The sequence below is a fragment of the Virgibacillus necropolis genome (assembly GCF_044793635.1).
In the GTDB taxonomy this organism is placed as follows: Bacteria; Bacillota; Bacilli; order Bacillales; family Amphibacillaceae; genus Virgibacillus_F; species Virgibacillus_F necropolis_A.
In genome coordinates, this window is record NZ_CP084992.1 from 2,760,099 (window position 1) to 2,783,970 (window position 23,872).

The 23,872-nt window shown below is 39.4% G+C and carries 19 protein-coding genes; all 19 read left to right on the plus strand.

Features of this window, described 5'->3' with window-relative positions; translation table 11 throughout:
* The first annotated feature begins 2 nt into the window (after positions 1-2).
* The 19 genes from purC to LG329_RS13490 all read left to right on the plus strand — a co-directional run bounded on the left by purC (position 3) and on the right by LG329_RS13490 (position 23,849).
* A complete protein-coding gene (gene purC, locus LG329_RS13400; protein WP_404451317.1) occupies positions 3-719 on the plus strand; it encodes a phosphoribosylaminoimidazolesuccinocarboxamide synthase in 717 nt (238 codons plus the stop codon).
* Positions 716-967, plus strand: coding sequence for a phosphoribosylformylglycinamidine synthase subunit PurS (gene purS, locus LG329_RS13405; RefSeq protein ID WP_404451318.1), 252 nt, complete (start codon positions 716-718; stop codon positions 965-967). The genes purC and purS overlap by 4 nt, the downstream gene beginning before the upstream one ends.
* Positions 964-1,647 (plus strand): phosphoribosylformylglycinamidine synthase subunit PurQ, encoded by a 684-nt coding sequence (gene purQ / locus LG329_RS13410; RefSeq protein ID WP_404451319.1) that lies wholly within the window; start codon positions 964-966, stop codon positions 1,645-1,647. The genes purS and purQ overlap by 4 nt, the downstream gene beginning before the upstream one ends.
* Entirely contained in the window at positions 1,631-3,859 is a 2,229-nt protein-coding gene (purL, locus tag LG329_RS13415; protein WP_404451320.1) for a phosphoribosylformylglycinamidine synthase subunit PurL, read from the plus strand. The genes purQ and purL overlap by 17 nt, the downstream gene beginning before the upstream one ends.
* Positions 3,835-5,244 carry an amidophosphoribosyltransferase gene (purF, locus tag LG329_RS13420; RefSeq protein ID WP_404451321.1) on the plus strand — a complete coding sequence of 470 codons (1,410 nt, stop codon included), beginning with the start codon at positions 3,835-3,837 and terminating at the stop codon, positions 5,242-5,244. The genes purL and purF overlap by 25 nt, the downstream gene beginning before the upstream one ends.
* A 378-nt stretch (positions 5,245-5,622) precedes the next feature.
* Complete coding sequence (purM, locus tag LG329_RS13425; protein ID WP_404451322.1) at positions 5,623-6,645, plus strand: phosphoribosylformylglycinamidine cyclo-ligase; 1,023 nt, start codon at positions 5,623-5,625, stop codon at positions 6,643-6,645.
* Entirely contained in the window at positions 6,638-7,210 is a 573-nt protein-coding gene (gene purN / locus LG329_RS13430; protein WP_404451324.1) for a phosphoribosylglycinamide formyltransferase, read from the plus strand. The genes purM and purN overlap by 8 nt, the downstream gene beginning before the upstream one ends.
* Positions 7,211-7,309: 99 nt before the next feature.
* On the plus strand, positions 7,310-8,842 hold the full coding sequence (purH, locus tag LG329_RS13435) for a bifunctional phosphoribosylaminoimidazolecarboxamide formyltransferase/IMP cyclohydrolase (RefSeq protein WP_404451326.1): 1,533 nt from the start codon (positions 7,310-7,312) through the stop codon (positions 8,840-8,842).
* Positions 8,843-8,866: 24 nt separating this feature from the next.
* Positions 8,867-10,117, plus strand: a complete 1,251-nt coding sequence (purD, locus tag LG329_RS13440; RefSeq protein ID WP_404451327.1) for a phosphoribosylamine--glycine ligase — start codon at positions 8,867-8,869, stop codon at positions 10,115-10,117.
* 201 nt (positions 10,118-10,318) lie between these two features.
* On the plus strand, positions 10,319-12,061 hold the full coding sequence (locus tag LG329_RS13445; RefSeq protein WP_404451328.1) for an adenine deaminase C-terminal domain-containing protein: 1,743 nt from the start codon (positions 10,319-10,321) through the stop codon (positions 12,059-12,061).
* Positions 12,062-12,091: 30 nt separating this feature from the next.
* Complete coding sequence (locus LG329_RS13450) at positions 12,092-13,141, plus strand: DUF3048 domain-containing protein (protein ID WP_404451329.1); 1,050 nt, start codon at positions 12,092-12,094, stop codon at positions 13,139-13,141.
* 15 nt (positions 13,142-13,156) lie between these two features.
* A complete protein-coding gene (locus tag LG329_RS13455) occupies positions 13,157-13,456 on the plus strand; it encodes a YerC/YecD family TrpR-related protein (RefSeq protein ID WP_404451330.1) in 300 nt (99 codons plus the stop codon).
* Between the two features lie 360 nt (positions 13,457-13,816).
* Positions 13,817-14,506 (plus strand): heptaprenylglyceryl phosphate synthase, encoded by a 690-nt coding sequence (locus tag LG329_RS13460; protein ID WP_404451331.1) that lies wholly within the window; start codon positions 13,817-13,819, stop codon positions 14,504-14,506.
* 486 nt (positions 14,507-14,992) lie between these two features.
* Entirely contained in the window at positions 14,993-17,212 is a 2,220-nt protein-coding gene (gene pcrA / locus LG329_RS13465) for a DNA helicase PcrA (protein WP_404451332.1), read from the plus strand.
* Positions 17,213-17,227: 15 nt separating this feature from the next.
* Positions 17,228-19,231 carry an NAD-dependent DNA ligase LigA gene (gene ligA, locus LG329_RS13470; RefSeq protein ID WP_404451333.1) on the plus strand — a complete coding sequence of 668 codons (2,004 nt, stop codon included), beginning with the start codon at positions 17,228-17,230 and terminating at the stop codon, positions 19,229-19,231.
* Between the two features lie 12 nt (positions 19,232-19,243).
* A complete protein-coding gene (locus LG329_RS13475; protein ID WP_404451334.1) occupies positions 19,244-20,488 on the plus strand; it encodes a CamS family sex pheromone protein in 1,245 nt (414 codons plus the stop codon).
* Between the two features lie 172 nt (positions 20,489-20,660).
* Entirely contained in the window at positions 20,661-22,208 is a 1,548-nt protein-coding gene (gene pruA / locus LG329_RS13480; protein WP_404451336.1) for an L-glutamate gamma-semialdehyde dehydrogenase, read from the plus strand.
* Between the two features lie 223 nt (positions 22,209-22,431).
* On the plus strand, positions 22,432-23,697 hold the full coding sequence (locus tag LG329_RS13485) for a helix-turn-helix domain-containing protein (protein ID WP_404451337.1): 1,266 nt from the start codon (positions 22,432-22,434) through the stop codon (positions 23,695-23,697).
* Positions 23,698-23,711: 14 nt separating this feature from the next.
* Positions 23,712-23,849, plus strand: coding sequence for a hypothetical protein (locus LG329_RS13490; RefSeq protein ID WP_404451338.1), 138 nt, complete (start codon positions 23,712-23,714; stop codon positions 23,847-23,849).
* Positions 23,850-23,872: the final 23 nt, after the last annotated feature.

Genomic DNA, 23,872 nt, shown 5'->3' on the forward strand with positions numbered 1-23,872 from the left:
TGATGACGAAGGCTGAATTATTATATGAAGGAAAAGCGAAAAAGGTTTATCGTGTGAAGGAAAACCAGGATCAACTTGTTTTATCTTACAAAAATGATGCGACTGCTTTTAATGGAGTAAAGAAAGATAGCTTTGATGGTAAAGGCAGATTAAATAATGAAATTTCATCCTATATTTTTCATTATCTAGCAAAAGAAAATATGGAGTCGCATTTTATTGAAAAGTTAAATGAAACCGAACAACTTGTAAACGAAACAACCATTATTCCGCTTGAAGTGGTAGTTAGAAACGTCGCAACAGGAAGCATTACCAAGCGACTGGGAATTAAAGAAAAAACACCTTTCACAACACCACTTGTTGAACTTTTTTATAAAGATGATGCCTTAGGGGACCCACTAATTAATGATGAACACGCATTGTTTCTCTCAGATGCAACACGGTTGGAATTGGATGAAATCAAAGAGATGGCCTTAACGATTAATACCGTTTTACAAAAACTGTTCAGCGAAATTAATTTAACACTCGTTGATTTCAAGCTGGAATTTGGTCGGTTAAAGGATGGAAGAATTGTGTTATCTGATGAGATTTCACCAGATACATGCAGACTATGGGACCGCGATACACAAGAAAAAATGGATAAAGACGTTTTTCGTCAGGATTTAGGCGACTTACTACATGTATATAAAGAAATTCTACATCGACTGGAGGCAAGATCATGAAAAAAGTAACAGTATATATCACATTAAAGCAAGGGGTTCTTGACCCACAAGGAAAGGCAATCCAAACTTCCCTAAATTCTCTAGGGTACCAAGAGGTTCAAGAGGCACGTGTTGGTAAATTTATCGAGTTAAAAGTTGATGATAAAGAAGACCTGGATGAACGAATCAATGCGATGTGTGATCAACTACTCGCGAATCCAGTAATTGAAGATTTTCGTTTTGATGTGGAGGAGGCTGTTCAATCGTGAAGTTTGCCGTTATCGTTTTTCCAGGATCGAATTGTGACCGAGACATGTATCATGCAGTATGCGACATTATGAAGGAAGACACTGATTTAGTATGGTATGAAAACAGTAACCTTGAAAACTATGATGCGATTTTATTGCCTGGCGGATTTTCATATGGTGACTACTTGCGTTCCGGATCCGTCGCTGCAACATCAGCTATTATGAAACAAATTAAAACACATGCAGAAAAAGGTAAGCCAGTATTAGGTATCTGTAATGGGTTCCAGATTTTATTGGAGGCTGGACTGCTCCCGGGTGCAATGCTTCGTAATGAAAATCTAGCATTTATGTGCCACCAGGAGCCATTAAAAGTCGTAAACAATTCGACGATGTTTACCAGCAGCTATGAAAAAGACGCAGTTGTTCGTTATCCTATCGCGCATGGAGAGGGAAATTACTTTTGTGATGAGGATACGTTAAAAGAATTACAACAAAACAACCAAATCGTGTTCACATATGAAAATAATCCAAATGGTTCAGTTGCTGATATAGCAGGGATTATGAATAAAGAAGGAAATGTACTTGGAATGATGCCACATCCAGAACGGGCAGTTGAAGAGCTACTTGGCAGTGATGACGGTGTAAAGCTTTTTCAATCGATCGTGAACAATTGGAGGGAAACACATGTTGTTAACGCATGAAATCAACCCAGAGAAAATTGAATCAGAAAAATTGTACCAAGGCATGGGTTTAAGCGATGAAGAATTTAACATGGTTAAAACAATCTTAAAACGCCGCCCGAATTTTACAGAAACAGGAATCTTTTCTGTTATGTGGTCAGAGCATTGCAGTTATAAAACATCAAAGCCTTTATTACGTAAATTTCCGACAAAAGCGCCACATGTCCTTCAAGGACCTGGGGAAGGTGCAGGAATTATTGATATTGGTGATGAGCAAGCGGTAGTTTTTAAAGTAGAAAGCCATAATCATCCATCAGCGGTTGAACCATACGAGGGTGCAGCAACAGGTGTTGGTGGAATTATTCGTGATGTGTTCTCAATGGGCGCTCGTCCGGTTGCAATGATGAATTCCCTTCGCTTTGGAAACCTTACTACAGAACGTGTGAAATACCTTTTTAAAGAAGTTGTCCATGGAATTGCTGGTTATGGTAACTGTGTTGGCGTGCCAACAGTTGGTGGTGAAGTTCAATTTGATGATAGCTATCAAGATAATCCGCTAGTTAATGCGATGTGTGTTGGATTAATCGATCATAAGGATATCCAAAAAGGAATCGCTGCCGGAATCGGTAACACGGTTATTTATGCCGGAGCGGCAACAGGCCGTGACGGTATTCACGGAGCAACTTTTGCATCAGATGATTTAGCGGAAGATGCAAACAAGGATCGTCCAGCGGTTCAAGTTGGCGACCCATTTATGGAGAAGCTTTTAATTGAAGCGTGTTTAGAAGTTATTCATTGTGACTCACTTGTTGGTATGCAGGATATGGGGGCAGCAGGCCTTACATCGTCCGCTAGTGAGATGGCAAGTAAAGCTGGTACTGGAATGGAAATGAATTTAGATCTTGTACCACAGCGCGAGCAGAACATGAATGCATATGAATTAATGCTTTCTGAATCACAGGAGCGCATGCTACTTGTTGCGAAAAAAGGTCAAGAACAAGAAATTATTGATATCTTTGAAAAGTATGGATTACAAGCAGTTGCTGTAGGCGAAGTAATTGAAGAAAAAACATTCCGTTTGAAGCAGCATGGGGAAGTTGTTGCAGACATTCCTGTAGATGCATTGGCAGAGGAAGCGCCTGTATACAATATGCCATCAAAAGAAGCGGTATATTTCCAAGAATTCCAAAAGCAGGCCGAAGTCGTTCCAGCTGTTGAAGATCATGGCGATATGTTAAAACAATTGCTTCAACAACCGACTATCGCAAGCAAAGAATATGTTTATGATCAATATGATTCAATGGTACAAACTAATACGGTAGTAGCACCTGGCTCAGATGCTGCGGTTGTACGTATCAAAGGAACCAATAAAGCACTCGCAATTACGACAGATTGTAACTCACGCTATATTTATTTAGACCCTGAAACTGGTGGGAAGATAGCTGTTGCGGAAGCTGCACGAAACGTTGTTTGCTCCGGAGCCCGTCCTTTAGGTCTAACAGATGGGTTGAACTTTGGTAATCCGACAAATCCAGAAGTATTTTGGCAAATGGAAAAAAGTGTAGAAGGCATGAGCGATGCATGTAGCTTACTAGAAACACCAGTAATCAGCGGAAATGTTTCGCTATACAACCAATCACAAGGACAATCAATTTTCCCAACACCAGTTGTTGGTATGGTTGGATTAATCGAATCACTTGAGCATTTGACACCAAGCTACTTCCAAAATGATGGCGATCTTATTTATGTTATTGGTGAGTCGAAGCCTGAATTTGGCGGAAGTGAATTACAAAATGTTATCGATGGTAAATACTCCGGTAAGGCACCAAGTATTGATTTATCAGTGGAAAAAGAGAGACAAAATAAACTATTAACTGCGATTCATCAGGGACTTGTTGTATCTGCGCATGATCTTGCTGAAGGCGGTCTTGGCGTTGCACTTGCGGAAAGTGTTTTTTCGGAAAAAGGTCTTGGTGCTGACGTTTCAATTGAAGACGATGTGACAGTGGAATTATTCAGTGAAACTCAGTCTAGATTCCTTGTATCGATAAACCCTGAAAATAAGGCGGCATTTGAGTCAATGATGAAAGACGCTACGCAAATCGGTACGGTAACAGACAACGGAAAATATGTGGTGAAATCCAATGGTGAACAGGTAATTAACGAAGATGCTAAATCACTTCAATCATTATGGAAAGGAGCTATTCCATGCTTGCTGAAATCAAAGGCATAAACGAAGAATGTGGTGTTTTTGGAATATGGGGTCATGAAAAAGCAGCAGAAATCACTTACTACGGATTACACGCTCTACAACATCGAGGTCAAGATGGAGCAGGTGTCGTAACAAGTGATGGGGAAAAGCTAAAAGTGCATAAAGGACTCGGGCTTGTTAATGATGTGTTCAAACATGCTAAATTTGACGAACTTCAAGGCCGTACCGCAATTGGTCATGTGCGTTATGGCACACAAGGTGATGGCGGTTTCGATAATGTGCAGCCATTACTATTTCGTTCGCAAACTGGGAGTCTGGCTATTGCGCATAATGGCAACATCATGAATGGGCATAAGTTACGGGGACAACTTGAGGATCAAGGAAGTATCCTGCAAACGACATCAGATACGGAAGTACTGGCGCATTTGATTAAACGTAGTCTATCTGATGACTTTGAAGAATCTATAATAAGTGCACTTCGTAGTTTGGTAGGCGCATATTCCTTTGTCATTCTAAAAGAAGATGCAATGTATATAGCGGCAGATCCACGAGGACTTAGACCATTATCGATTGGCCGATTAGGGGATGGCTATGTTGCAGCATCTGAAACGTGCGCATTTGATTTGGTAGGAGCTAAATTTGAAAGGGACGTAGAGCCAGGTGAATTGATTATTATTGATAAAGATGGCCTTCGTTCAAAAAGTTTCCAAGAAAGAGAATCACGGACAATGTGTGCAATGGAATATGTATACCTTTCCAGACCTGATAGCGATATTAATAACGTGAATGTACATGCTTCACGAAAAAAAATGGGTGTCGAGCTCGCAAAAGAAGCATCTGTTGAAGCCGATGTTGTAACAGGTGTACCTGATTCAAGTATATCCGCTGCTATTGGATATGCAGAAGAAACTGGTATCCCATATGAAATAGGCATAATAAAAAATAGATATGTTGGGCGTACGTTTATTCAACCATCACAGGAATTACGCGAGCAAGGTGTGAAAATGAAGCTGTCACCAGTTCGTGGAATTGTGGAAGGAAAACGCGTTATCATGATCGATGATTCGATTGTTCGAGGAACGACAAGTAGACGAATTGTACGCATGTTAAAAGAAGCAGGGGCAAAAGAAGTACATGTTCGAATTGCTTCACCATCCTTACAACATCCTTGCTATTATGGAATTGATATGTCCACAAGAGACGAATTAATTGCAGCAAATAATACAATCGATGAAATCGCAGAAATAATTGGTGCAGATAGCCTGGCTTACTTGTCAGAAGAAGGACTTGAACGAGCAATTATCCGTGAAGACAAGGACGATCAGGGTATTTGCAAGGCTTGTTTTACAGGAAATTATCCTGTTAAAGAAAAAGGACAAAAGGAAATCGAATATACAAGATTGTAAATAGAAAAGCGGAGGCGCCTGACCAGCGACGTACAAATAGATAGGACTGTGAAAGTACGGTGAACTTTCCGAACATTCATCAGGACTAACTATTTGCTAGTCGCTAGAAGCCACAGCTAGACAGAAAGAAAAGCGGAGGCGACTGGTCAGAAGCGGACGCATAAGCAAGGAACCGAAGAACGCAAGGGCTTAAGCGTTCAGAGTGTTCATTGCTTATGACGGCAGCTTCTAGAAGCCGCAGCTAGACAAATAGAAAAGCGGAGGCGACTGGTCAGTACTGTCGCACTTGTTAGTAATACCATAAATGAAAATACTGTCCTAGCACTCGATCTGGGGCATTTATGTTAATTTAATCTAATGAAAAAAGGTGGGTCCTAAATGTCTGATGCGTATAGAGAAGCGGGAGTCGACGTTGAAAAAGGCTATCAAGCTGTTGATTTAATGAAAAAGCATATCGCCAAAACAAATCGGAAAGAGGTACTTGGTGGTCTTGGTGGATTCGCTGGATTGTTTGATTTAAGCGGTTTTAGCTATCAAGAGCCGGTGTTGGTTTCTGGAACAGATGGCGTAGGAACGAAGCTGAAGCTAGCATTTCAACTTGATAAGCATAATTCTATCGGGAAAGATTTAGTCGCTATGTGTGTCAATGACATTGTTGCACAAGGGGCGCGTCCTCTGTTTTTCCTTGACTACATTGCCTGTGGAAAAAATAATCCAGAAATGATTGAACAAATTGTTGCAGGTGTAGCAAACGGATGCGTCGATGCTGGTGCTGCATTAATTGGTGGAGAAACAGCAGAAATGCCTGGTATGTATCAGGATAATGAATACGATGTCGCGGGATTTGCGGTTGGTATCGCGGAAAAATCGAAACTAATCACCGGTGAACGTATTCAAGCGGGCGATGTTGTGATTGGTCTACCATCTAGCGGGATTCATTCCAATGGGTATTCATTGGTGCGAAAAGTTGTCGCTGATTTAGATCTTGCTGATTCGTATCAAGGACTATCTAAACCACTTGGCGCAACACTTTTAGAACCAACTAAAATATATGCAAAGCCCATGTCAAAGCTTACTAAAGAGATTGATATAAAAGGGATCTCACATATCACTGGTGGGGGATTCTATGAAAATATTCCACGAATGTTACCTGCTGGTTTAGGTGTGGAAATTGACCGTACTAGTTGGAATACACCTGAAATATTTACTTTCTTACAAAAGCAAGGAAATATTTCGGATCAAGATATGTTTGGTGTATTTAATATGGGTATCGGTATGGCGGTAGTTGTTGATCAGGACAAAGCGGATCTAGCGGTAGATATTTTGCAGGAAAATGGTGAATCTGCTGTTGTGATTGGTACTGTTTCAGAGCATGAAGGAGTTCGTTTTATAAATGAATAACATAAAAGCAGCTATCTTTGCTTCGGGTGCAGGTAGCAATTTTCAAGCAATTATGGAAGCAAATCAGGATAACGCGCTTGGTTGTGAAGTTGTGTTGGTAGTATGCGATAAGCCAGGCGCTGGCGTTATTGAAAAGGCAACTAACTTTGGTGTTACAGCATGCATAATAGATCCGAAAACTTTTCCTGGAAAAGAAGCTTATGAAAAAGAAGTAGTTTCAGCCCTGCAGGAGGCAGAAGTAGATTGGATCTTTTTAGCAGGTTATATGCGAATTGTTGGGCAAACGCTGCTTCAGGCCTACGAAGGTTCAATCATAAACATTCATCCTTCTTTACTACCTGCTTATCCTGGACTTGACGCAATCGGGCAGGCTTATCGAGCGAACGCTCACACAACCGGGGTAACCATTCATTTTATTGATGAAGGAGTCGATACCGGACCGATTATTGATCAGGAAGCATTGGAAATTTTACCTAGTGATACAGAGGAAACATTAAAACAGCGAATTCAGGAAATCGAACATCGATTATATCCTAAGGTTATTAAACATGTACTAAATAGATAAGAGCGGATGTTCAAAAAGTCCGGTAAAAATGACACATCGAATTTCTCGGTCCTTTTTATCCGCCTTTTTGAACACGCACTAATAGCGAGGAGTTTTTTCATGACGAAGCGTGCACTTATAAGTGTTTCTAATAAAGAAAATATCGAAGCTTTTGCAAAAGGTTTGATCGAACTTGATTATGAAATCATTTCGACTGGAGGAACATTAAAGGCTTTACAGCAATCGGGCGTTGATGCTAAGGCTGTAGAAGAAATTACGGCATTCCCTGAAATACTGGACGGCCGTGTAAAAACATTGCACCCTTATATCCATGGAGGGTTATTAGCTGACCGCCAAAACGATAAACATGAAGCTCAGCTTAATGAGCATAACATTACACCAATTGATTTGGTTATCGTTAACCTATATCCATTCCAGGAAACATTAGCAAATGAAAACACAACAGATGCAGACAAAATTGAAAACATTGATATTGGTGGCCCGACAATGCTTCGTGCAGCGGCAAAAAACTTCGCAAATGTTGCGGTAGTTGTTGATCCAGCAGATTATCCAGACATTTTGACCGCAATTGAACAGGGTGCATTAGATGAGGGTAAACGCCGCGAGCTTGCAGCGAAAGTATTCCGTCATACAGCACATTACGATGCGTTAATTGCTGGGTATTTTAATAAGCAAACAGGTGAAGATTATCCGGATACATATTCGGTTACTTATGAAAAAGTGCAATCCCTTCGTTACGGAGAAAACCCACATCAACAAGCAGCTTTTTATAAACAAGCGCAGAAATCATCGTATAGCTTAGCGACAGCCAAACAGTTGCACGGTAAGGAATTATCCTATAATAATATCCAAGATGCTAACGCGGCACTGGAAATAATTGCTGAATACACGGAGCCTACTGCAGTTGCTGTAAAGCACATGAATCCATGTGGAATAGGTTTGAGTGACTCAATCGTGAATGCTTTTGAAAAAGCTTATGCGGCAGATTCTATTTCAATCTTTGGTGGTATAGTGGCATGTAATCGTACGGTTGATGCAGATACGGCTATGTTATTACGAGAGATTTTTCTGGAAATAGTTATCGCACCAAGCTTTACGAAGGAAGCGTTGGATGTTTTAACCGAAAAGAAAAATATCCGATTACTTGAGGTTTCCATGGAGCAAGGAAATACTCAATCGCACAAAATCACAAGCGTTAATGGTGGATTACTGGTACAAGAGCAGGATAAAGGCATGGCTAGTAAGGATGAGTGGACATATCCTACGGAGCGTAAGCCATCTGAAGAGGAAGTTAACGATTTGTTATTCGCTTGGCGTGCGGTTAAACATGTGAAGTCCAATGCAATTGTTTTGGCAAAAGGTAACCAGACAATTGGAGTTGGTGCTGGTCAGATGAATCGAATAGGTGCTGCAAATATTGCGATTGAACACGCTGGGGATAAAGCCGCGAATTCGGTTATGGCATCAGACGCGTTCTTCCCAATGCCTGATACAGTCGAGGCGGCAGCAAAGTCTGGTGTTACAGCAATTATTCAGCCAGGTGGTTCCAAACGTGACCAGGATTCGATTGATGTGTGTGACCAACACGGAATCGCAATGGTTTATACAGGAATGAGACATTTTAAACATTAATCCTTATGAATGAGGAGTGGGAATATGAATGTACTAGTTATCGGCAAAGGTGGACGCGAGCATAGTATTTTGATGAAACTAGCCGAAAGCGAGCGCGTCGACAATCTCTACGCTGCACCTGGTAATGGTGGAATTACGCAGCATGCGACTTGTGTAGATATTAATGAGACGGAAATTGATAAACTAATCGATTTTGCTTTAACGAATCAAGTAGATTTAACGGTCGTTGGTCCGGAGAATCCATTATTAGATGGAATTGCAAATCGTTTTCAAGCAGAAGGACTAAAAGTTTTTGCACCGACAAAGGAAGCGGCACTGTTAGAAGGAAGCAAAAGCTTTGCCAAAGAGTTTATGCAAAAATATGATATTCCAACTGCAGGGTATGCAACATTTACAGATGCAGAAGCGGCAAAAAAGCATATTAAAGAAAGTGGCGCACCAATTGTGATTAAAGCAGATGGCTTAGCTGCTGGAAAAGGTGTTGTCGTAGCTGAAACGGTTGAGGAAGCAGTAGAGGCAGTTGACTCCATGTTAGTTGATAAGGCGTTTGCCGATGCAGGGGAAACGATTGTGATTGAGGAATGCTTAGTAGGTAAAGAGTTTTCACTTATGGCATTTGTTAATGAAGGAAATGTCTACCCAATGATTCCGGCCCGTGATCACAAACGTGCATTTGATAATGACGAAGGTCCGAATACTGGTGGGATGGGCGCGTATGCTCCGGTTGAAGATATAACTTCGGAAATAGTATCATTTACAACACGTGAAGTTTTGCAAAAAGCGGCAGATGGGATGATGGAAGAGGGATGTCCCTTTACCGGTATCTTATATGCTGGGTTAATGCAGACAGAAGATGGACCTAAAGTGATTGAGTTCAATACACGATTTGGTGATCCAGAAACGCAAGTCGTCCTGCCACTTTTAGAGAACGATTTGGCGCAGGTATTTTCAGATGTGTTAGATGGAAATGATCCACAATTACAATGGGAAGATAGTATTGCGGTTGGCGTAGTTGTTGCATCGAATGGCTATCCGGGGTCTTATGATAAAGGAGTTAGTCTACCAAATTTCAATCCATCGGAAAGCGCATATATCGTTCATGCTGGAACCAAAAAAGTAGAAGGAAAGCTAGTTTCCGATGGTGGACGTGTACTTTTAGTAGGGGCAAAAGAATCTTCCATTGCTGATGCAACTAGTGAGGTATATCAAACATTAACGGACTTGGATAACTCAAAAGGATTTTTCTATCGAAATGATATAGGCAAACATAGCTAAATTATTCGGTTAAATTCGGGTGGTGCCTGTGGTACCACCCGAATTTTGTTACACGTAATGTTTATCCTGTACTTAATTCCTTAAATTTCTTATAATTATGTTAAATGTAATAAAATAGTCACTTTTGTACGCCAAAACGTTAGTGTGCAAAAGTGAAAAATATGGTACGATTAAGAAAATATTAAATTGGAGAGTTGTTTTATGGTGGAGAATGGATACCATTGGCGAAATCGTGAGTTGCGTGAACATGTCGCAGTCATTGATGGCAACGTTGCCCCGACAAAGGTTTTAACAAATGGAGTTTACTTAAATGTGTATACAAAACAATGGTTAAAAGCAAATATATGGATCTTAAACGATAGAATCGTTTATGTGGGAGATAAATTACCAGAACAAACAAATGGCGTGGAGTTAGTAGATTGTGAGAGTCGCTATTTAGTACCTGGATATATTGAACCTCATGCGCACCCATTCCAGTTATACAATCCAGAAGAACTGGCAAAGCATGCTGCGAAATTTGGAACGACTACATTAGTCAATGATAATTTAATGTGGCTTTTTTTATTAGACAAAAAGAAAGCGTTTTCTTTAATGGAAGAGTTTAATAAACTACCAATCTCGATGTATTGGTGGGCACGCTTTGACTCTCAAACTGCATTACAGGATGAGGAAGAGATTTTTAATAGTGAAACCGTGCTTTCATGGCTGGAAAATCAGTCTGTTGTACAAGGCGGCGAATTAACTGCATGGCCTAGTTTGCTTAGGGGCGATGATCGGCTTCTCTACTGGATGCAGGAAGCAAATCGTTTAGGAAAGCCTGTCGAAGGTCATCTTCCTGGGGCATCTGAAGGAACGCTTAATAAGATGAAACTACTTGGAGTAACTGCAGATCATGAATCTATGACAGCAGAGGAAGTAATGACGAGACTTCGTTTGGGCTTCCAGGTTGGGTTACGCTATTCATCAATCCGACCAGATTTGCCAGAAATTCTGGAGGAACTTGTTTCTGAAGGTATCAATACGTATGAAAACTTGACAATGAACACGGATGGTTCTACACCAGCCTTTTATGAAGAGGGTTTAATGAATGTTTGTGTTGCCATTGCAATTGAAAAAGGTGTTCCACTTATAGACGCATATCGGATGGCAAGCTATAATGTTGCGAAGCATTTTAGGTTTGATGATGAGCTAGGAAGTATTGCACCTGGGAAAATTGCGCATATTAATATATTAGAAGATAAAGTAAATCCACATCCTGTCAGTGTATTAGCTGGTGGGCAATGGGTTAAAAAAGAACATGTAGAACAAACAATTAATAGTCAATTAGATTGGCAAAAACATAGCGTTGAACCTCTAACATTCGATTGGACGTTAACCGAAAATGATTTACAATTTTCAATTCCGATTGGACTCGATATGATAAATGAAGTGATCATAAAGCCATATGCAATTGAGACAGATGTTACGCTCGGTCAATTGCCTGAAACTAATAATGATGCATTTCTTTTACTAATTGACCGAAATGGAAAATGGAGGGTGAACACAACGATACGTGGGTTTACGAAACAATTGGGTGCAATCGCAAGTACTTATTCCACAACAGGCGATATAGTCTTTATCGGCAAAAATAAACAAGATATACTCCTTGCGTCAAATAGGCTTCAAGAGCTTGGAGGCGGAATCGTGGTGGTTCATGAAGGGTCTATTATCTTTGAACTTCCTCTTCCATTAGGTGGAATTATGTACGATGGTAAAATGGATGATTTAATTGTCAAAGAAAAAGAACTGAAACGTATTCTAAAAAGTTTTGGATATCCATACGGTGACCCGGTTTATTCTATATTATTTTTATCTGCAACACATTTGCCATTTATTAGAGTCACGCAACGTGGAATTATTGACGTGAAGAAAAAAGAAGTACTCTTTCCAGCAAACATGCGTTAACATATAATAATCTAAAGGGATGTGAAATAAATGAAAAGATCATTCTTCTATTTGATTATGGTCATCGCTATTCTGCTTGTAGGTTGTTCAAATGAGGAAAACAAAGCAACGAATAATGAAGACAAAGAAAACGCTGTAGGGGAAAAAGGGACACCAGATGTAGATGAGGCTGAAACAGCTGAATTTGTTTACCCATTAACGGGGTTGAAAGCAGATAAACAAGTGAAAAATCGTGCGATTGGAATTATGGTAAATAACCATACTAAGGCACGCCCGCAATCAGGTTTATCTAAAGCAGACATTGTTTTTGAGATACTAGCAGAAGGTCAGATTACGCGATTTCTAGCCTTATTTCAAAGTGAATTACCTGATGTGGTCGGTCCAGTCCGAAGTGCACGGGAGTATTATTTTGAATTAGCAAACGGTTATAATGCCTTATATGTCTATCACGGAGCAGCAAATTTTGTGAATGATATGATTAAAGAGCGTGGCATTGAGCATTTAAATGGTTCATTATATGACAATGATGGACATTTATTTAAACGGGAGAGTTTTCGCAATGCGCCACATAATTCCTATGTGAAGGTTGGTTCCATATATGAAGTAGCAAAGTCAAAGGGTTATCCGGTAAAATCGAAGGATAAACCATTGCCATTTTTGAACAGTGATGAGATTGAATCGATTGCTGGCGAGCCAGCATCGCATATTGAAATTGTCTATTCCGATCAACCAATGGAAATTGTAGAATATGATTATGATGCGAAATCAGGAAAATACAAACGATATAGCGATCGTGATCAAACAGTGGAATTAAATTCAAATGAAGCCATTTTATTAGATAATATTTTTATAGTGGAAACCGACCACAAGGTAATTGATGATGTTGGCAGGCGGGCAGTTGATCTTACCTCAGGCGGAGAGGGCTACTTAATTCAAAAAGGGAAAATTCAAAAGGTCGCTTGGAAAAATCAAGATGGAAGAATTATTCCAGTTAAAAACGGGAAGCCAGTCGGATTTGTTCCAGGAAAGACTTGGATCAACATCGTTCCGCCAAATACACCGGTTAATGTTACAAATTAAATGGGAGGGATCAACTTGCAAATTGATAAATTACGGGGAAAACAATTAGATCAATTCTTCGATGGGCTTCTTTCCTTAAACAATCGCGAAGAGTGCTATCAATTTTTTGACGATATCGCCACCATGAGTGAAATCCATTCGATTGCCCAGCGATTACAGGTAGCGAAAATGCTATCAGAAGGACTGACATATAGCGTTATTGAAAAAGAAACAAAAGCATCAACTGCCACAATATCCAGAGTGAGACGCTGTATCAATTATGGTAGTGACGGATATAAGTTGGTGTTGGATCGATTGGCGGAAGAAGAGGAGTAACAATTTTTGTCACAGCTGCGTTCGGCTGTGGCACTTTCTGCTTTTGGTGGCACTTATTAACTATGACTGGAAGCTATGCTTCGTGTAAAATTAAAAATAAATATCCACTGTCCTTTCAAAAATTTTATCCGCCAATCCCATGATATATCATCCGTTATTTATATCTGCCAATATTTAAATTTAACCGCCGTTTTTCAAATATAACCGCCAATCCCCGAATATATCAGCCAATCCCAACATATATCCGCCGTTCCATCCACCCACACATTTTTTTCACAAAAAGATTATCCTTTACCCTAAATTCATACACGGTTTTTTGCTATAATGAAATAATGAATATAACGATGGAGGATTTTTACCTTGCAAAACGCATTGAAGGATTTTAAACATATATTTAAACTTGATCCGGCGAAGGAAATTTCGGATGAGGATCTTGATAGAATTTGCGAATCGGGTACAAATGCGATTATTGTTGGTGGAACTGACGATGTCACATTGGATGGTGTACTGGACTTGTTATCACGCATTCGTCGTCACTCGGTGCCATGCATATTGGAGATTTCTAACCTGGAGGCCATCACACCAGGATTTGATCATTATTTTATTCCGATGGTCATGAACAGTCGCGACAAAAAATGGATGATGGATATTCAGCATCAAGCGATCAAACAATATAAAGATATCATGGATTGGGACGAGATTTTTGTGGAGGGATATTGCATTTTAAATGAAAATGCGAAGGCCTTCACACGAACAAACAGTCAATTACCTGATGAGACGGATGTGACAGCATACGCATATATGGCAGAGCACGTTTTTCATTTACCTATATTTTATATGGAGTATAGTGGTACTTATGGAGATCCAGCGCTTGTAAAAAAAGTAAGGGACCAGCTAAATAACACATTACTTTTTTATGGTGGCGGGATTGAAAATAACTTCCAAGCAGCGGAAATGAAAGAACATGCAGATACTATTATCGTTGGAAATATTATCTATACAGATTTAAAAAAAGCACTTAAAACGGTTAAAGCTGTTACAAAATCTTAAGGGCATTAGAACAGGGATAAAAATATAATAGGGCTGTTTTCTAAAAGATTGTTGTTTTTGTAGAAAATCTATAAACTGCGTCATAGCATACTGCTCCGGAAATACACTACGCTTTCCGCGGGCTTGCGCTGAGCCTCCTCGATCGCAAAGAACGCTCACTGCGGGGTCTCATCACTTCGCTTTCCCGCAGGAGTCTCCGTGTTTTTCCTTCGCTAACCTGGTGTCTGGAAGCAGTACTATATAGCCCCTTTCACTATTATGGCAGTTGATTTTCGCTGCGGACAGTTGACTCCTGCGGGAACAGCACGAGTCTGAAGACCCCGCAGCGGTGGTCTTCCGCGAGGAGGCTGAAGCCGTGCCCGCGGAAAGCAACGGTCCGAAGCGGAAATCAACCAGCAGGCAATATATATCAACTGCGAAGATTTAAAAGCAACAAAACTTACTTAAAGAGCCTATAATAAAAAAGTTAAATAAGGTGGTGTCGTTGTGAGTCAGACTATGGACGACTTACTAAAAGGATTAAATAATGAACAGCAACAGGCAGTAAAACAAACAGATGGGGCATTACTAATTATGGCTGGAGCGGGCAGTGGAAAAACACGCGTATTAACACATCGCATCGCTTATTTACTTAGTGAAAAAGAAGTGTCACCGAGAAGTATTCTGGCTATTACTTTTACAAATAAAGCAGCTCGTGAAATGAAGGCACGTGTCAGTAAACTAGTTGGACCTGAAAGTGAACAAATCTGGGTATCCACGTTTCACTCGATGTGTGTACGGATTTTACGCCGTGATATTGACCGAATTGGCTACAATCGGAATTTCACCATTTTAGATAGTGGGGATCAGCTTTCTGTTATTAAACAGATTCTAAAAAACCTCAATATTGATCCGAAAAAATTTGAACCAAGAGCAATGCTTGGGGCAATCAGTAATGCCAAAAATGAATTAATCACACCGGAAGAATATAGCAAGAATGTAGGCAACTTCTATGATCGTCAAATCGCTCAAATCTATGCAGCATATCAGAAAACACTTCAGAAAAATCAATCCCTCGATTTTGATGACTTAATCATGCAGACGATTCACTTGTTTAAACGAGTTCCAGAGGTGTTGGAAAGCTATCAACGCAGGTTTCAATATATTCATGTGGATGAGTATCAGGATACCAACCATGCACAATACTTCCTGGTTAAGCAGCTGGCTTCTCGTTTCCAAAACATCTGTGTTGTAGGGGATTCAGACCAATCCATTTACGGATGGCGCGGTGCTGATATTACCAATATTTTAACGTTTGAAAAAGACTATCCTTCAGCGAAGTCAGTCTTTCTGGAGCAAAATTATCGTTCAACGAAAGCGATTTTATCAGCTGCTAATAAAGTGATTGGGAATAATACAGGTCGTAAACCGAAGAATCTTTGGACGGAAAATGATGACGGGAAAAATATACATTATTTTCAAGGTGGAACCGAGCACGAGGAAGCATTTTTTGTTACTGATAGAATTCAGGAACTAACACGTGAACACGGCTATACGCCGAATGACATTGCAATCCTTTATCGTACGAATGCGCAATCCCGAGCAATTGAGGACACGCTAATGAAGTCAACTATTCCGTATCAAATGGTTGGCGGCACCAAGTTCTATGAGCGAAAAGAAATCAAGGATATGGTCGCATATCTGCGATTAATAACAAATCCAGATGATGATCTTAGCTTTGAACGAGTGGTGAATGTTCCAAAGCGTGGTATTGGGAAAACATCTGTTGATCGAATTCGTGCATATGGAGCAGAACATGGTCTTTCATTTTATGAAACCTTGAAGGAAATTGATTTTACAGGCGTTTCAAAAAAAGCTGCACAAACACTCGCGGAATTTGGCTCATTAATTGGTTCTCTCACACAGCAACAGGAGTTTTTGACCGCAACAGATATGGTTGAAGCGATTTTAAAACGGACAGGTTATGAAGAATCACTGAAAAGAGAAAATACAATCGAATCACAAAGTCGCTTAGAAAACTTAGAAGAATTTATGACAGTTACACAGGACTTTGAGGAAACGAGCGAAGAAGATAAAACGCTTGTTACATTTTTGACGGATTTAGCGTTGATTGCTGATATCGATAAGGTGGATGACGAAGAAGAAGTAACCGATGAAAAAATCACGCTGATGACGCTGCATGCTGCAAAGGGACTGGAGTTTCCGGTGGTCTTTTTAATAGGGTTGGAAGAAAACGTATTTCCACATAGTCGTTCCATGTTTGATGAAACTGAGATGGAAGAAGAACGCCGACTTGCCTATGTCGGAATTACCCGAGCAGAAAAAGAATTATATGTAACGCATGCAAAAATGCGTACACTATTTGGAAGAACAAACATGAATCCAATTAGCCGATTCATCAATGAAATACCGGTAGAACTGATCGATGGAATAGAAGAAGCACGGGAAGCTATGTTTGGCGCGCGCAAGCCTATTCAAGATAAGCCTGCACCGATTAAACGAAAAGCACAAAAGCTTCAAACAACCACTGGTGCGGAAAGTGAGACATGGTCGACTGGTGATAAAGCATCCCATAAAAAATGGGGCGTTGGTACCGTTGTGAAGGTTCAAGGCGAGAGCGAAGCAATGGAACTTGATATCGCCTTTCCAGCACCAACCGGTATTAAGCGGGTATTAGCAAAATTTGCTCCAATCACGAAACAATAGGAGGCGCCCCGAATAATGGATAAACAACAAGCACAAGAAAAAATCGCTTCATTAAGCGAATTGCTAAATCAATATAACTATGAGTACCATGTGTTGGATAAACCAAGTGTTCCAGATGCAGAGTATGACCAAAAAATGCAGGAACTCCGTGATTTAGAAGAGGAATTTCCTGAACTGGTTACACCTGAATCTCCAACGCAACGTGTCGGTGGGGAACCACTTGATGCATTCCGAAAAGTGCAACACAACGTACCGATGTTAAGCCTGGGCAATGCCTTTAATGAAGAAGATCTTCGTGACTTTAAACGTCGTGCTGCAGGTGGAACAGATACAAAGCTATCATTTGTTTGTGAATTAAAAATTGATGGCTTGGCAGTTTCCTTAACCTACAAGAACGGGAAATTCGTACGTGGTGCAACACGTGGCGATGGTACGACAGGAGAAGACATAACCAGTAACTTACGTACAATTAAAAGCATTCCATTAACCATTAGGGAAAAAGAAACCATTGAGATTCGTGGTGAAGCGTTTATGCCACATAAATCCTTTTTGGCATTAAATAAAAGGCGTGAGGAAAATGAAGAAGAACCCTTCGCGAACCCTAGAAATGCTGCAGCTGGTTCGTTACGTCAATTAGATCCGAAAATAGCAGCAAAAAGAAATCTGGATGTATTTTTATATGGTGTAGGAGAATGGGAAGCAGATGCTCTTTCTGCACATAGTGAACGTTTAGCGTATATGAAAGATCTCGGCTTCAAAACGAATCCTGAGTGGAAAAAGTGCGAAACCATTGAAGAAGTAATCGATTATGTAACGTTTTGGGAAAAAGAACGTCCAAATCTAAGTTATGAAATTGATGGGATTGTCATTAAAGTGGACAATCTCGATCAACAAGAAGAACTTGGATTCACTGCCAAAAGTCCACGGTGGGCGATAGCTTATAAATTCCCAGCGGAGGAAGTAATTACGACACTTCACGATATTGAATTAAGTGTTGGGCGAACTGGTGTAATCACCCCGACTGCAATACTAGAAGCCGTTCAAGTGGCGGGTACAACTGTAAAACGCGCTTCGCTGCATAACGAAGATTTGATCCGTGCAAAGGATATAAAACTTGGCGATACGGTGGTTATTAAGAAAGCAGGGGATATCATTCCAGAGGTTGTTCGTGTGATGGAAGAAAAGCGAACCGGTAAGGAAAAAGATTTTCACATGCCTGAAACTTGTCCTGCCTGCGATAGTGAACTTGTTCGTTTAGAGGAAGAAGTTGCGTTACGTTGCATTAATCCAAGCTGTCCCGCACAATTAAAGGAAGGCTTAATTCATTTTGTATCACGTAATGCGATGAATATTGATGGATTAGGAGAAAAGGTAATCATTCAGCTTTTCCAAGAAAAGCTGATTCAGACCATAGCTGATTTATATCGATTGAAACGTGAAGATTTACTGCACCTTGAACGAATGGGTGAGAAGTCAGTTGATAACCTTCTTCAAGCTATTGAAAAATCCAAGGATAACTCACTAGAGAAGCTGCTTTTTGGTCTTGGCGTTCGATTTGTGGGTGCAAAGGCTGCAAAAACATTGGCAGCTAATTTTGAAACGATGGAAAAATTACAACATGCATCCTATGAAGAGCTTATTAGCATCGATGAAATCGGCGAAAAAATGGCTGATTCGATTGCACAGTATTTTTCAGAAGAAGAAGTAGCAGATCTTATAAAAGAGCTTAACGAGCTTAATGTGAACATGACATATAATGGTCCAAAACAGCAAGATATAGTACAGGACACAATCTTTTCTGGTAAAACAGTTGTGTTAACTGGAAAGATGGAAACCTTCACCCGTTCCGAGGCAAAATCTGCTATCGAGAAATTGGGCGGTTCTGTTACCGGTAGTGTCAGCAAGAAAACGGATTATCTGATAGCTGGTGAAGATGCTGGATCAAAGCTGGACAAGGCTCAAAAGTTAGGTGTAACAATATGGAACGAACAACAGCTTAGTGAAGTCTTAGGTAATTAAGGAGTGGAGAATGTGAAAAAAATAGCTATTTGGTTTATGGGCGCACTTCTTTTCATGACGAGCTGTTCACCAAATATGAATGAAGATGAAGTAGTGAAAAAGGAAGATGAGAAGGCCGATCAAGAAACGTCCATCGTTCCTAGCTACCAGGTATCAAAAGAAAATTATAAAATGGTACTTCCGTATGAGCCAAGCGCTGCACGAGGGCTTATCGTCAGTCAGATGGGCAACCGGTTAGACATCGACGAAATGGAAGAAGGACTCAGACGTCATTCAAAGGAATACTTTGACCCAAGTAAGTATTATTTCCAAGCAGGCCAGAATCTATCGAAGGATTTACTTCTTAAATGGCTTGAAGAAGATTTAACAGATAAACAGATTGAAGAAATAGTGAACGAAAGAGTAGAGGAACGTAAGGATCTTGATAAACCTGTTAACGAAGAGATCATTAAGAATATAAAGGAAAATGTAATAGAAGAAGAAACCAAAGGACTAAATCCCAAACTAAAAAATAACCCGACGGAAAAGGATTATCGAAATAACCCAAGATATTTATCACATATCCTAGAACAAAATTTCTTGAAAAAGAATAAAGACAACTCGGTTGAATTAGCTGGTATATCCATAGGATTAGCGTTGAAATCAGAATATCGTTTTCAAACAGAGACTGGCGGTCCATATTACTATGAGAAAATCTCTAAAGAAGTAATGCTTAAACAAGGAAAGCAAATGGCGCAGACGATTCTTGAACGAATACGTAAGATAGAAGGTCTAGGGAATATACCAATCATGTTTGCTTTATATCGCGAAGAGTCTCAAGGATCCCCGGTTCCAGGGAACTTTGTTGTAAAGACTGGAGTGCAAGGTGGCGATATGTCAATTGGTGAATGGGATTCTATAAAAGAAGACTATATTTTGTTCCCATCTGATGAAGCCACAGAGAAATATTATGATGATTCACAGTTAGTTTCCGACTTCACCAATGAGGTTGCGCAATTTTTCCCAAACTATGTTGGTGTGATAGGGGAAGGCTTTTATATTGATGGAGAGCTTAAGAAGCTAACACTAGAAGTTCCTATAGAGTTTTATGGAAAAGGAGAGGTTATAGGGTTTACACAATATGCCTATGGACTTGTGAAAGAAATGTTTCCTGATTACTTTGACCTTGAAATCAATGTGACGTCAATTAAAAATATGGAAAGCACAATCTATAGAGATGCAGGCGCAAAGAACCCTACTGTTCATATTTTTAACTAGCAATAAACGCGATTAATGGATAAATAAATAATAAAAAAGATAGATTCATTGAACTGTTAATTTAATTCGGTTAAAATGATGGATGGAGATGCTCCTTCCATCATTTTAAAATGAAAACGCAATCATGCAAACAATGGAGTAATTCGATTAATTTCTTAAGGAGGTTTTTTTCATGGTAGTACCGTACAAACACGAACCTTTTACAGATTTCACAGTAGAAGAAAATCAGCAATTAATGCTAGAGGCTATCAAAAAGGTAGAAGCTGATCTTGGTGGAGAATATCCACTTATTATAGGTGGGGAACGTGTTACAACAGATGATAAAATTGTTTCTGTTAACCCTTCTAAAAAAGATGAAGTAATTGGTTATGTATCAAAGGCCAATAAAGAGTTAGCTGAAAAGGCAATGAAAGTTGCTGACAGCAAATTTGAGTCTTGGAGAAAATCAGCCCCTGAAATGCGTGCTGACATTTTATTCCGTGCAGCGGCAATTATACGCCGTCGTAAATTTGAATTTACCGCACACCTTGTAAAAGAAGGCGGAAAACCATGGAAAGAAGCAGATGCTGATACTGCAGAAGCAATTGACTTCTTAGAATATTATGGACGTCAGATGCTTGAATTCAAAGACGGAGTAAAAATTAATAGTCGCCCAATCGAATATAATCAATATAGCTATATTCCATTAGGTGTTGGTGTTGTTATCTCACCATGGAACTTCTTATTCGCAATTATGGCAGGTACAACATCTGCAGCAATGGTTTCAGGTAACACTGTATTACTTAAACCTGCAAGCTCAACACCTGTAATTGCATATAAATTTATGGAAGTACTTGAAGAAGCCGGTCTTCCGGATGGCGTAATCAACTACATTCCAGGACCTGGTAGTGAAGTTGGGGATTATCTAGTAGATCACCCACGCACTCGTTTTGTTAGCTTCACAGGTTCACGTGACGTTGGTACACGAATTTTTGAACGTGCAGCAAAAGTACAAGAAGGTCAAAACTGGCTAAAACGTACCATTATTGAAATGGGTGGTAAAGATACCATTGTAGTTGATAATGAAGCAGACCTAGAGCTTGCAGCACAGTCTATTGTTCAATCTGCATTCGGATTCTCAGGTCAAAAATGTTCTGCATGTTCACGCGCAATCGTTCATGAAGATGTATATGATCAAGTAGCGGATCGTGTAGCTGAACTAACGAAAGAATTAAGTGCTGGAGATCCATCTGATAACTCTCACTTTATGGGGCCAGTTATTGATCAAGCAGCATACGATAAAATTATGAATTATATTGAAATTGGTAAAGATGAAGGAAAATTACTTGCAGGTGGCACGGGAGATGACAGCAAAGGTTGGTTTGTAAACCCAACTGTATTCGCTGACTTAAATCCAGAAGCACGTATCATGCAAGAAGAAATCTTCGGACCTGTTGTTGGATTATCAAAAGCTAAAGACTTCGATCAAGCTATTGAAATTGCAAACAACACAGATTATGGTTTAACAGGTGCTGTTATTACAAATAACCGAGCACATCAAGAACAAGCACGTCAAGACTTCCATGTTGGTAACCTATACTTCAACCGTGGATGTACAGCGGCAATCGTTGGATACCAACCATTTGGTGGGTTCAAAATGTCAGGAACAGATTCAAAAGCAGGTGGACCAGATTACCTAATCCACCATATGCAAGGTAAAACTACTTCAGAAATGTTCTAATACAAAAGACCTAATACGACAAAAAACCTCTTTCCTGCAAAAAACTTTGCAGAAAGGGGTTTTTTGTCGTACATTTAGGAAAGTAGGAAAGTTTTTATGTGGTTAATAGGTGTTTTAACCCCTCGACTTTCCCAATATGAATTATCTGAAATTGTGTTATTATATAAATATACCAATTTTACAAGGTAGTTCATCCGAGTATATCAAAAAGGTGGGTATATAGATGGAGACTGGACCCTTTATTAAATTACAACGAATCAAACAAGGGATGACACAAGAGGAATTAGCAGAGGGTATTGTTTCCATGTCATACTTGTCAAAGATTGAAAACCAGAAGACAGAAGCCAGTCCTGAGGTAATCAGTCTATTGTGTACAAGACTTGGTGTACAACGAGATGATGATAAAGAGATTACAATCAAAGAGAAGTGCCAAGAGTGGTATGATCTGTTGTTTGAAACGAATGACAGAAAGATAATAACTGAAAAGTATGAGGAACTCGAAAGCTTACTTAGTAAAATTCATTCTGATAACTTAATATTATTTGAGATTCATAGAATTCGTTATTATCTAATACTTCATGAATTTGAGAAAGCATTAGAACAGATTAATCGAATGAATGAAGTTTCCAGCACATTTGATAATTTACATCAGTTTTATTGGTATAAATTTAAAGGTAATTACAGTTCTTTAGGTGGCGAGTTTAATCAGGCAATGAGAATGTATAAACTTGCCGAAGAAAAACTTAATCAAATTAAAATTGCTGATGAATATGTAGCAGATTTGCAGTATACAATTGCCATAACACATAGCAAACTAAGAAACACGTTAGAGTCAATAGAATACGCAAATAAAGCAATTGATACTTTTCAAATGCAATACAATTTTATTCGCTGCGCACAGTGCCATATCGTATTAGGAATATGCTATAGACGTATTGGAATGTATGATAAAGCTATTAAGAATCAGAATCTCGCAAAACATTTGGGAGAATTAAATCAAAATAAGCAAATCATACAATTAGCCAATCAAAACTTGGGATATTTATATACAGCTAAGGGTGAAGCGAAAGAGGCAATATATTATTATAATCAGGTAGTAGATGATGAACTAGTAAATACTGGTGAAAGGCTTGCAGCTCTCACATCTTTAATAAAGGAATATTATAAAATTTATAATTTCGATAAAACAAAAGAAATGATTGAGGCTGGGCTTGAAATATTAGATTTAACCAAACATGATGATGCATATAAGTTGTTCTATTATATTGTTCATACTTATAGTTATGCTATTAATCAGGAGGATGAGTTGTTTGAGCGCATGATCATTGATGAGTTTATTCCTTATTTGAGAAAGAACAAGGATTACGCCAATGTCGTGGTCTACGCTAACATGTTAGCAGCTCATTACGAACGATTAACTAAGTATAAAGATTCTGTAAAGTATTACAAGTTAGCTAATTTAGCTTATGAGGAATTAATTAACCTTTAAAGGAGGGATGAAATATGAAAAAGCTAGTAGCTTCATTTGCGCTAGGAACATTATTAGTGGGAGGCTTCCTATTCTCACAATACGATGCTCCAAATAGTACTGCTATGGAAGTTGAACCAAGCATTCTTTCAATTGGTAATTCAATCTTTTAGCTAGTTTGAGTTACTCAGTAATT